At 64.2% G+C, this 11,018-nt stretch carries 10 protein-coding genes; 4 read left to right on the top strand and 6 right to left on the bottom strand.

Features of this window, described 5'->3' with window-relative positions:
* Nucleotides 1-194 precede the first annotated feature (194 nt).
* Nucleotides 195-1,130, top strand: a complete 936-nt coding sequence (locus tag AC0L3A_RS31825) for an OmpA family protein (protein WP_198288316.1) — start codon at nucleotides 195-197, stop codon at nucleotides 1,128-1,130.
* Between the two features lie 147 nt (nucleotides 1,131-1,277).
* On the opposite strand, the gene argG is transcribed toward AC0L3A_RS31825, so the two are convergent.
* The 6 genes from argG to AC0L3A_RS31855 form a co-directional block, all read right to left on the bottom strand.
* Nucleotides 1,278-2,615 (bottom strand): argininosuccinate synthase, encoded by a 1,338-nt coding sequence (gene argG, locus AC0L3A_RS31830; RefSeq protein WP_007598765.1) that lies wholly within the window; start codon nucleotides 2,613-2,615, stop codon nucleotides 1,278-1,280.
* Nucleotides 2,616-2,708: 93 nt separating this feature from the next.
* Nucleotides 2,709-3,485, bottom strand: coding sequence for a phosphatase PAP2 family protein (locus AC0L3A_RS31835; protein ID WP_007598763.1), 777 nt, complete (start codon nucleotides 3,483-3,485; stop codon nucleotides 2,709-2,711).
* A gap of 137 nt (nucleotides 3,486-3,622) precedes the next feature.
* Nucleotides 3,623-4,111, bottom strand: coding sequence for a hypothetical protein (locus AC0L3A_RS31840; RefSeq protein ID WP_007598761.1), 489 nt, complete (start codon nucleotides 4,109-4,111; stop codon nucleotides 3,623-3,625).
* A 133-nt stretch (nucleotides 4,112-4,244) separates the two neighbouring features.
* Nucleotides 4,245-5,447 (bottom strand): dual-specificity RNA methyltransferase RlmN, encoded by a 1,203-nt coding sequence (gene rlmN / locus AC0L3A_RS31845; protein ID WP_007598759.1) that lies wholly within the window; start codon nucleotides 5,445-5,447, stop codon nucleotides 4,245-4,247.
* Between the two features lie 185 nt (nucleotides 5,448-5,632).
* Nucleotides 5,633-6,295, bottom strand: coding sequence for an invasion associated locus B family protein (locus tag AC0L3A_RS31850; RefSeq protein ID WP_007598757.1), 663 nt, complete (start codon nucleotides 6,293-6,295; stop codon nucleotides 5,633-5,635).
* A 117-nt stretch (nucleotides 6,296-6,412) separates the two neighbouring features.
* Nucleotides 6,413-7,252, bottom strand: coding sequence for an SDR family oxidoreductase (locus AC0L3A_RS31855; RefSeq protein ID WP_007598756.1), 840 nt, complete (start codon nucleotides 7,250-7,252; stop codon nucleotides 6,413-6,415).
* A 238-nt stretch (nucleotides 7,253-7,490) separates the two neighbouring features.
* Here AC0L3A_RS31855 and AC0L3A_RS31860 point away from each other — a divergent pair, with 238 nt between their 5' ends.
* From AC0L3A_RS31860 to AC0L3A_RS31870, 3 genes are all read left to right on the top strand, one after another.
* Entirely contained in the window at nucleotides 7,491-8,465 is a 975-nt protein-coding gene (locus tag AC0L3A_RS31860) for an NADPH:quinone oxidoreductase family protein (RefSeq protein WP_007598751.1), read from the top strand.
* A gap of 408 nt (nucleotides 8,466-8,873) precedes the next feature.
* Nucleotides 8,874-9,716: a hypothetical protein gene (locus AC0L3A_RS31865; protein ID WP_007598750.1), complete on the top strand. Its 843-nt coding sequence runs from the start codon at nucleotides 8,874-8,876 to the stop codon at nucleotides 9,714-9,716.
* 18 nt (nucleotides 9,717-9,734) lie between these two features.
* Nucleotides 9,735-10,895, top strand: coding sequence for a TAXI family TRAP transporter solute-binding subunit (locus AC0L3A_RS31870; protein ID WP_007598749.1), 1,161 nt, complete (start codon nucleotides 9,735-9,737; stop codon nucleotides 10,893-10,895).
* Nucleotides 10,896-11,018: the final 123 nt, after the last annotated feature.

Below are 11,018 nucleotides of genomic sequence, written 5' to 3' on the forward strand. Positions count from 1 at the left end.
CCGCAGCACCGAGCACCGTCCCGGGCTCGGCGGCTGCGACCCCGCCGCCCAACAGGGCGCAATACGCGACGCCCACGGTTGCGCCGGCCTTCCGCGCCGCGCCCACGACGACCACGCCCCTGCCGCCACCGCCGCGTCCGCCGCAGCGTGACCTGACACCGCTCGCGATCGGTGCAGGTGTCGTTGCCGGTGCCGTGATCGGCGCCACCATCGCCGACTACCGCAACCAGCGCCGCGAAAGCATCGAAGGCGGCCGCACCGTCTACACCGAGCCGGACCGCATCATCATCCGCGATCCGGGTGGGCAGACATACGTCCGCGGCAACGATCTCTATCGCTTCCGCTATGGCGCCCGCGACATCCGCACCGAGACTGTCGGCGCCGATACCCGCACCGTGGTGATCCGTCCCGACGGCAGCGAGATCGTTACTGTTGTCGGTCCGGACGGTCGGCTGCTGCGGCGAATCCGCAGGGACCCGGCCGGGCGCGAGCTCGTCATCATCGATAACAGCTACCGCGATCCGCAGTCGGTCGGCGGTTTCTATGTCGACGCTCCGCCGCCCGTCGTGAACATTCCCTACGATCGCTATATCGTCGATGCCGAGGAGGCGTCGCCGGACGTGATCTATCAGACGATGGTGGCGCCGCCGGTGCAGCGGATCAACCGTCGCTACACACTCGACGAGATCCGCTACAGCCCCAATGTTCGCATGCAGATGCCGAGCATCGACCTCAACACGATCAACTTCGAGACGGGATCGTGGACCATCCCACCAGACCAGGCGGCGAAGCTGCAGTCGATCGCCGACGGTCTTAACCGTGCGATCCAGGCCAACCCGCGCGTGGTGTTCTTGATCGAAGGTCACACCGACGCGGTCGGCAACGACGTCGACAATTTGTCATTGTCGGATCGTCGTGCGCAGGCCGCGGCCGAATTGCTGACCCAGCAATTCGGTGTGCCGTCCGAGAACCTGACGTCGCAGGGCTATGGCGAGCAGTACCTGAAGGAGCAGACGCAAGGACCGAGCGCGATCAACCGCCGCGTCACCGTCCGCAACATCACGCCGTTGCTCAACGGCGGCCAGGCTTCGCTGCCGCCGCCCCCGCCCGGCACCGCGCCGCCGCGGTAACGGCACGCACAAACGCAAATGGCCGGGAGCAATCCCGGCCATTTTTGTTTTGCTTGTAGGGTGGGTTAGCCGAAGGCGTAACCCGCCACTGTTCGTATCCGCAGAGACAGAAGAGGTGGGTTACGCTGCGCTAACCCACCCTACGCTTCAGCCCTTGTCGTTCTCCAGCCGGAAGATCTGCGAGCCTTCACTGCCCGACAGCAGGCCCGTGTCGCTGTAGAGCTTCAGCTTGGCGCGGGTATCGTTGATGTCGAGGTTGCGCATGGTGAGCTGACCGATGCGATCGGCCGGCGTGAACGCCGCGTCCTCGACCTTTTCCATGCTAAGCCGCTCCGGCGCATAGGTCAGGTTCGGGCTTTCCGTGTTGAGGATCGAGTAGTCGTTGCCGCGGCGCAGCTCCAGCGAGACCTCGCCGGTGACGGCGCGGGCGACCCAGCGCTGCGCGGTCTCGCGCAACATCAGGGCCTGCGAATCGAACCAGCGGCCCTGATAGAGCAGACGTCCCAGGCGCATGCCGCTGATGCGGTACTGCTCGATGGTGTCTTCGTTGTGGATGCCGGTGACGAGGCGCTCATAGGCGATGTGCAGCAGCGCCATGCCGGGCGCTTCATAGATGCCGCGGCTCTTGGCCTCGATGATGCGGTTCTCGATCTGGTCGCTCATGCCGAGGCCGTGGCGGCCGCCGATCGCGTTGGCTTCGAGGAACAGCGCGACGGGATCAGAGAAGGTCTGGCCGTTCAGCGCGACCGGCTGGCCTTCCTCGAATCGCACCACGACCTTCTCGGCCTTGACGTTGCAGTCGTCACGCCAGAACGGCACGCCCATGATCGGGTTGACGATCTTGATGCCGCTGTCGAGGCTTTCGAGATCCTTGGCCTCGTGCGTCGCGCCGAGCAGATTGCTGTCGGTCGAATATGCCTTCTCGGCGCTCATCTTGTAGGCAAAGCCCTGCGCCGTCATGAACGCCGACATCTCGGCGCGGCCGCCGAGCTCGTCGATGAACTGCTGGTCGAGCCAGGGCTTGTAGATGCGCAGGCCCGGATTGGTCAGCAGGCCGTAGCGATAGAAGCGCTCGATGTCGTTGCCCTTGAAGGTCGAGCCGTCGCCCCAGATGTTGACGCCGTCCTCCTTCATCGCCGCGACCAGCATCGTGCCGGTGACGGCGCGCCCCAATGGCGTGGTGTTGAAATAGGTGATGCCGCCGGTGGAGATATGAAAGGCGCCGGACTGGATCGCGGCGATGCCTTCATGGACGAGCTGCGTGCGGCAATCGACCAGCAGCGCTTTCTCCGCGCCGAACTCCATCGCCTTGCGCGGAATCTCGTTGTAGTCGGCCTCATCGGGCTGGCCGAGATTGGCGGTATAGGCGTAGCAGCGCGCGCCCTTCTGCTTCATCCAGAGCAGCGCCGCTGACGTGTCGAGGCCGCCCGAAAAAGCGATGCCGACTTTCTCACCCTTGGGCAGGCTTTTCAGGATCGTGGTCATGGGGCTTCCAATCGGTCTCGAAGGGCGGATGTCGTTTCACGGGTTGACCGCGCGAATATCAAATTTCGCGGGGCTCGGCACCCCTTTAATGGCTCAAACTGACGGCTCGGGCCCCGTCTTGCGGCCGAACAGGCGCTGGCGCAGCCGGTAGGCAGGCATGTTCAGGCGGGTCAAGGCGGCATCGACCGCCTCGTCCGAAAACCGGGTCCGCGGCCAGCGGTAAATCAGCGCGTAGGCAAACCAGATCACGACGAAGGTGACGAGGCCGGCGATCGACACGTCGGTGAAGAAGTGGCCGCCAAATGCCATCCGCAGGCCGCTGGTCACGAGGCCGAACACCACGGCTCCGGCATAAGCGAGCGGGCGCCACGGCGGCGGTGCCAATGCGGCCGGCGCCAGCGTCCAGAACGCGGTCGCGCCCTCGCCCGAGAAGAACGAGCAGTTGCGCGCGCAACCGCCGCGTGGGTCCCACCACGGCACGAATTGCTGGTCGCCGGCAAACTGCGTCACCACCACCGGACGCGGCCGGCCCCAATAGGACTTGAAGGCGAAATTGGTGAGGATGCCGGCCGACACGATGATCGTGACCAGCAGGAAGACGATCGCGCGCCCCGAGACCATCAGCGGCCGGTCGGGCTTGAACATCTTGACCACAAGCGCGACCAGCGCAGGCAGCACGAACGCCCAGGCAACCCACATCGCGGCGTCCCGCGCAAAGCTGGCCCAGCCGTTCAGCTTGAGCGGAAATGTCTTGGTCTCAGGGTCGAAGAACAGCGCGGCGAGCTTGAGATCAAGCTCGGGATAAAGGCCGAAAACGACGCCGATCACGAGCCACAGCGCCAGGGCAATGAAGAGTCCGGTCCGGTTCATGGCGCGCGGTTTAGCCGAGTGGGAAGGGGATGAAAACCCCGGAATCCGTCATTCCGAGCGAAGCGAAGCAATCCAGAATCCATCCGCGGCGATAGTCTGGATTGCTTCGTCGCTTCGCTCCTCGCAATGACGGCACCTCAATCCGGCCTTGAATTCGAGGGCAGCGGCGGAGGCGGCTTACGCGGCAGCGGCGGATTGCGCCAGGCACCGGCATTGCGACCGGCGATCAGCCAGTAGACGACACCGGCGACGATGCCGGCGCCGGTCATGATCTCGAGATGGCGGCGCACGATGCCTTCGAACTGCAAGGTGTCGGAGTGAAAGGGAATGAGGCCGAGATAGCAGGCGAGGCCGACGAGGCCGCCGCCGACGGCATAGGTGAGAGCACTGCGGATGTAGAGCGCCTCGGTGATCGCGACGATCACCGCCGCCGGCACAAGCGCAAAGCCAGAGACGAAGATGAAACCGAACCCGAGCAGGATGTCGATCGTGCCCTGATCGACGGGACCGGCGCCGAGATCGGCGAACTCCGGAAACAACAGCGCGATGACGACGATCATGCCGCCGACGAAGCAGGCGGCGAGAAAGCCGATGAAGATGACGATGAGGCGGCCGATCAAGGACATGCAGAGGAAGCCAACGTTACCGTCATTGCGAGCGACGCGAAGCAATCCAGAATGCGTCTGCGGAGGCAGTCTGGATTGCCTCGTCGCTGCACTCCTCGCAATGACGGGGAAGCAACACAGTGCACCTACCAAGCTAGTCTGTCATCGCCATGGCGCGCAGCGTCTGGCGTTCCCTGGCGGAGAGTTTTTCGGTCTCCGACTTCAGCTGGCCGCAGGCGGCGAGAATGTCGCGGCCGCGCGGGGTGCGCACCGGCGAGGAATAGCCCGCGTTGAAGACGTATTCGGAGAACTTTTCGATCTGGTCCCAGTCCGAGCATTCATAGGCGGTGCCGGGCCAGGGGTTGAACGGGATCAGATTGATCTTGGCGTGAATGCCCTTGAGCATCTTCACCAGCAGCTTGGCGTCATCGAGCGAATCGTTGACGCCCTTGAGCATCACATATTCGAAGGTGATGCGACGCGCGTTCGAGGCGCCGGGATAGTCGCGACAGGCCTGCAGCAATTCCTTGATCGGATATTTGCGGTTGAGCGGCACCAGCTCGTTGCGCAGCTCGTCGCGCACCGCATGCAGCGAGATCGCGAGCATGACGCCGATCTCCTCGCCCGCGCGCACGATGTTCGGCACCACGCCCGAAGTCGACAGCGTGATGCGGCGGCGGGAGATGCCGATGCCTTCGTTGTCGCCGACGATGAGCAGGGCGTCACGCACCGCTTCGAAATTGTAGAGCGGCTCGCCCATGCCCATCATCACGATGTTGGTGACGCGACGCGTACCGTCTTCGCGATCGGCCCAGTCGTTCAGACGATCGCGTGCGACCATCACCTGTCCCACGATCTCGCCGGCGGTGAGGTTGCGCACCAGGCGCTGCGTGCCGGTGTGGCAGAAGGAGCAGTTCAGCGTGCAGCCGACCTGGGAGGACACACACAGCGTGCCGCGATCGGTTTCGGGGATGTAGACGCACTCGACTTCATGCGCCCGCTCGACATTGTCGCCGCTCGGCAGCCGCAGCAGCCATTTGCGGGTGCCGTCGTTGGAGATCTGCTCGGCCACGACTTCGGGCCGGTCGACGGTGAAATGTTGCGCGAGCTCGGCGCGAATGCCCTTCGAGACCGAGGTCATCTCTTCGAAGTTCTGGGCGCCACGGAAATACATCCAGTGCCACAGCTGCTGCACACGCATCTTGCGCTGCGCCGGTGCAACGCCGATCTCGCCGAGGCGATCGGCAAGCTCGGTGCGCGACAGGCCGATCAGCGAGGGCCTCGCCGGCGGCACATAGGTTTCGAGCGGAGTCTTCTCCACCAGCGTTGCGTTGTGCGGCTCGGTCATCGGTTGCATTGAATGGCCTGATTAGGTGGTCGTTCCGGGATGGTCCGAAGGACCAGACCCGGAACCTCGAGATTCTCAGGTGCGCAATTGCGCACCATAGTTCGCGCTTCGCGCGCCCCGGAATGACGGGAGAAAGTCTAGTCCGCCCTATATAGCAACCGGAACCGCCGATTGCGACCTTATCGACCGCAGGCTTAACGCCTGCAATCCTGCGCGATCTTGTCGAGCGCCTGGGCGAGGCCCTTCAGCGAGAACGTGTCGGTGGTCTCGGTCCCCTTGGACGAGACGCCCTTGACCACGAGATCGGCGGATTTGCGCATGGCCTCGACCATCCGCTCTTCCTCGGCCGCATTCTTGATCCAGAGACCGTCGCCCTGCGAGTACATGGCGAAAGCGGCGCCACCGACCTCGACCGACGATTCAGAGCCCGGCTTCAGTGCGTAGCCGATCATGACCGAGACTTCGTTGTTGACCTTCTCCGCCGGGCGGGTGGAGACGAAGGCATAGGCAGGATCGCGCGGCCGATTCGGCGGGTTGGTCTTCGACGACGACGGCTTGGCCAGCGCGAAGCAGACCTTTTTGCCGTTGGGCGCGGCCGAATAGGCGCCCCAGGTGCCGAACTGACCAATCAGGGTTGGCTCTGCGCCGCCCGCAACCGCCGCGTGCGGAGCCACTGGCTTGCTCTCGGGCTTTGCAGCCGTCTTTCCAGTCGTATTGGTCGCCGGCGCAGCCGATTTCGGCGCGGCCTCTTTCGGTGCAGTTTTGGGCGCGGGCTGCGCCGTCTGCGCCCGCGCGGAATCGACGATTCCACAGGCCGCCACGCCCGTCATCAAAGCTAAAATCAGCACCCGCCACATGCTGGAGTGGTTCCCTCAATATTGTGACTGGAAGATGGCCCGGTCGCGCATTGTCCCCGCGGCAGGGATAGCCGGGAAAGTCCAATTTGGGAAGGCAGTTAGCGAAGGTCGAGGCGACTAGGCCCGGGATCGCGCCGCGCGTTGCTCCGCCCATTGCGCATCGGTCCAGCGCAACAAATCCTCGGCGCCTGAGCTGCGCAAATGCGCGCCACCGTCGATCACCACCATCTCGCCGTTGATGTAGCCGGCACGGTCGGAGACCAGGAAGCTGGCGAGGTCGGCAAGCTCGCGGTGCTCGCCGGCGCGTCCCATCGGGTTGCGCGCGGCCCACCCTTCGTCGCGACCCTCGGGGCGGAGCTGACCCGAGGCGCCCGCGGTCGGGAACGGTCCCGGCGCGATCGCGACGGTGCGGATGCCCTTCGGGCCCCATTCCACGGCGAGACTTTTGGTCATCGCCAGCACGGCCGACTTCGCCATCGCCGATGGCACGGTGAAGGCGCGGCCGGTGATGGTCGAGGTCGAGAGGATCGAGAGCACGACGCCGCCATGCTTGCCGTCGATCCAGCGCTTGCCGGCGGCAAGCGTGCAATACATCGCACCATGCAGCGTCGGCGCGAGGATCGCATCCGCGGCGCGGAATGAGAGATGCTCGCTCTGCGCAATGAAAGTCGCAGCCGCGTTATTGACGAGAATATCGAGCGGCGCCTCGCGCCAGATGGCGTCCATCATGCTCTCGACGGCGGTGCCATCGCGGATATCGCAGGCGATCGTCGCGACCTTGCCGCCGATCTCTTCGCGCATCTCGCTCGCCGCCGCCTCGAGCCGATCGACCTTGCGGCCGCAGATCACGAGTTCAGCGCCGAGCGCGAGGAAGCGGCGCGCCATCGCAGCACCGAGACCTGAACCGCCGCCGGTGACGAGGATGCGCTTGTCCTTGAGCAGGCCTGTTTCAAACATGGTTTGAATCCTCCCTTTCTGTCTTCCCGTCATTGCGAGCGCAGCGAAGCAATCCAGGCTATTTCCGCGGCACGGATTCTGGATTGCTTCGCTGCGCTCGCAATGACGAGAGGATAGGCCGGTGCGGTCTAATAGACAAAGAAACCGGATTGTCGCCCGCACCTAAATCCGGCAGAAACGGGCAAACTATAAATCCACTCGAAACGCCCAGTACTTCACTTCTCAAGAAGGTGCCGCCATGAAAGCCATCCTCTGCTCGCAATATTGCCAGCCCGACGATCTCGTTCTGGCCGACGTGCCGGATCCGGTGGCCGGTCCCGGCGAAGCCGTGATCGCGATCAAGGCTGCGGCGCTGAACTTCTTCGATATCCTGATGATTCAGGGCAAGTACCAGATCAAGCCGCCGTTCCCGTTCTCGCCGGCCGCCGAAGTCGCGGGCGTGATCGAGAGCATCGGCCCCGGCGTAACCGATCTGAAGGTCGGCGATCGCGTCGTCGCCTCCTGCGGCCACAATGGCGCGCGCGAAAAGATCGCGCTGCCTGCGGCATCGATCGTGAAGATCCCCGACAATCTCGATTATGACCGGGCGGCCGGCATCATCATCATCTACGGCACCGCGCTGCATGCGCTGGAAGATCGCGCGAGCCCGAAGCCGGGCGAGACGCTCGCGGTGCTCGGCGCCGCCGGCGGCACCGGACTTGCCGCGTGCGAGCTCGGCAAGCTGATGGGCCTGAAGGTGATCGCCTGCGCGTCGTCGGACGAGAAGCTCGAATTCGCGAAGGCGCACGGTGCAGAACTCACGCTCAATTACGGCAAGGAAGATTTGAAGGAAGGCTTGCGAAAGCTCACCGGCGGCAAGGGCGTCGACATCATCTTCGATCCGGTGGGCGGCACCTATGCCGAGCAGGCGCTACGCTCGATTGCCTGGGAAGGCCGCTTCCTCGTGATCGGATTTGCCGCCGGCGACATTCCGAAGATGCCGCTGAACCTCGCGCTGCTGAAGGGCTGCGACATCCGCGGCGTGTTCTGGGGCGCGTGGACCCGACTTAACCCGGAAAAGAACCGCGCCAATCTCGAGAAGCTCGTGAAGTGGACAGCGGAGGGGAAGATCTCCTCGCATGTCGATCGCGTCTTCCCGCTGGCACAGACTGCGGATGCGCTGAAGGTGCTGGCGGGACGTCAGGCCATGGGCAAGGTGATCCTGCATCCGTGAGGCTATGCGGCGTGGCGTGTGTCGGTACGGCCGCTCGCCACGAGCTCAACTGTCATCGCCCGGCTTGACCGGGCGATCCAGTACTCCGAGACGTCAGTCATTGAATCGAGAAGCCGCGGCGTACTGGATTCCCGCCTTCGGGGAGAATGACAGCGAGCGCGGGACAGGCAGTGTCCGCGCCGCCGCCGGATCAATCCCCCTCAACCATTACCGACAAAATTGCGGGGCATTCCTTCGCCTCGCCCCAATCAAACCCAAATATCTCCCGATTCGCGCAAGCCGCCGACTTTTTTTGGGCTGATTCAGACGGCGATTTACCGGCTCCAGTTTGCGGGGCATTTCTGGACAACAACAAAAAGACTGAAGCCGGGATGCCCCAGCGTTGCGTTAGTAAGGGGGAGCATCACCATGGAGACGACGGCGTACCGCCCGTCCAGGGAATCGAGATCGGTCGATTCCGATCAAACTGCATCACATCCGGCCGTCGCGTCCTATATCCGTGCGCGCGCCGCGCGGGTCGATCTGTCACCGGAAGATCCAATTCCACTGTTCCTGTCCGATCCGCTCGGTGTGCCGGATTCAGCCGAATATACGGCGCGGGCGTTGAGTCCCCGGCTCAGATTTGTCCCGCCTGTTCTCGCGGCGGTTCTCGTCGCATCCACGCTGGCCGTTGCGGCCGCGCTGTTTCAGCCCAGTCTCCGCAATCTCTTCGCCGCCGACGCTGCCAGCCCGACGGGTGCCGAGCTGGACCAGGCCATGGCGTCGGCCGACGTGCCGGACAGGCCTCAGACCGCGTACAAGGACCCGGCGCGCTTGGGCAACACGAGGCTGGCGAGCGCTGACGCGCAGGATCTCCCCGCAGCCTCAGCTCCGAGCCGCGAAGCGATTGCGACTGCCTATCAAACCGCGCTGCAAGCCCAGGCGCCCGGGCCAGTCGCCGCGCCGCCTGCGCCCCCACCGCCCGCCAAGACGCTCGATGCCGACACACTGGCTGGGCTGATGGCGCGCGCGAACGGTCTGTTGGCGGTCGGCGACATTGCCGCGGCGCGCCTGCTGCTCGAACGCGCCGCCAATGCACAGGATGCAACGGCTGCATTTCTGCTCGCGCAAACCTATGACCCGGCGGTGCTGGGCACGAGCGACGCGCGGCGCGTTGCTGCCGACGCGACCGCCGCGCGCGACTGGTACCAAAAGGCCGCAGGCCTTGGATCGGCGGAGGCGCGGCAACGCCTCGCCCAGCTTCAGAACTAGAACTCTTTAGGGGATATCATGCGTAACGCTTTGAGAATGGCGCTTGCCGCCATCATGACGATCTGTGCCTTCGCGGCACGCGCCGAGCAGACCGAATATGATCCGGCCAAGGTCTCTGACAGCCTGAAAGCCATCTTCCAGTTCGGTTCGAGCTCGACCAAGCAGTCGCTGAACGCCAACACCGTGACGTTGATCACCGGCACGATCGGCGGCACCTATGTGCAATTCGGCGCCGACCTCGCCTCCGTGCTCGACGACGGCAACAGGATTCGTGTGTTGCCAATCGTCGGCCGAGGCTCGGTGCAGAGCGTTGCCGACATCCTGTTCCTGCAAGGCGTCGATCTCGGAATCGTGCGCGCGGATACGCTCGACTATCTCGAGCGCAAAGGTTTTGCCAAGGACATCAAGAAGCAATTCACCTATGTGACGAAGCTCTACAACGAGGAGATGCAGGTGATCGCGCCAAAAGCGGTCGCGACACTCAAGGATCTGGAAGGCAAAACTGTAAGCGTCGATCTGCCGAACGGCGGCACCTTCGTCACCGCGCTCACCGTGTTCGAGCGGCTCGGGATCAAGGCGAAATTCGTTTATGTCGAGCAGCGCATCGCGATGGAGAAACTGAAGGCCGGCGAGATCGACGCCGTCATCGTGGTCGGCGGCAAACCGTACAAGTCCGTTTCGACCTTCGGCAATGACGGCCGCTTCCACCTTGCGACCGTGGATTATGCAAAGCCCCTCCAGAGCGACTATCTGCCGGCGACGCTGACCGCCAAGGACTATCCGAACCTAGTCAAGGAGGGCGAGAGCGTGGACACCATCGCGGTGCCGGCGGTGCTCGCGGCCTACAACTGGGCGCCCAACACCGAGCGCTACCGCAAGCTTGCATTGTACGTGGACGCGTTCTTCACGAAGTTCCCGACGCTGCAGAACCCGCCTTTCCATCCCAAGTGGAAGGAGGTCTCGCTCGCGGCGCCCCTGGCGGGCTGGAACAGATTGCCGGTGGCGCAGCAATGGCTCAACCGCCACGGCGTCGAACCGGTGACGCGGCAACGCTTCGAGGCGTTCCTGCAACAGAGCCCCTCGGCCGCAAAAGTGTCCGACGCGGATAAGGAAACGCTGTTCAAGCAATTCCAGGCGTGGGACGCGGAAAAGGCGCAGGCGCAGGCGGAAAAGAAGTAGCGAGCAGCCATCCACAGCTGTCATGGCCCCCCCCAGCGGGGGGGGGCGCCCAGGCGCGACGGGGTTTGGTGAAAAGGGGGGCGGGCCCCGGGGTCAGGGTTGGCCCCCGAAGCCGGGGAGTGA

It is taken from the genome of Bradyrhizobium sp. MI1.3 (genome assembly GCF_055811695.1).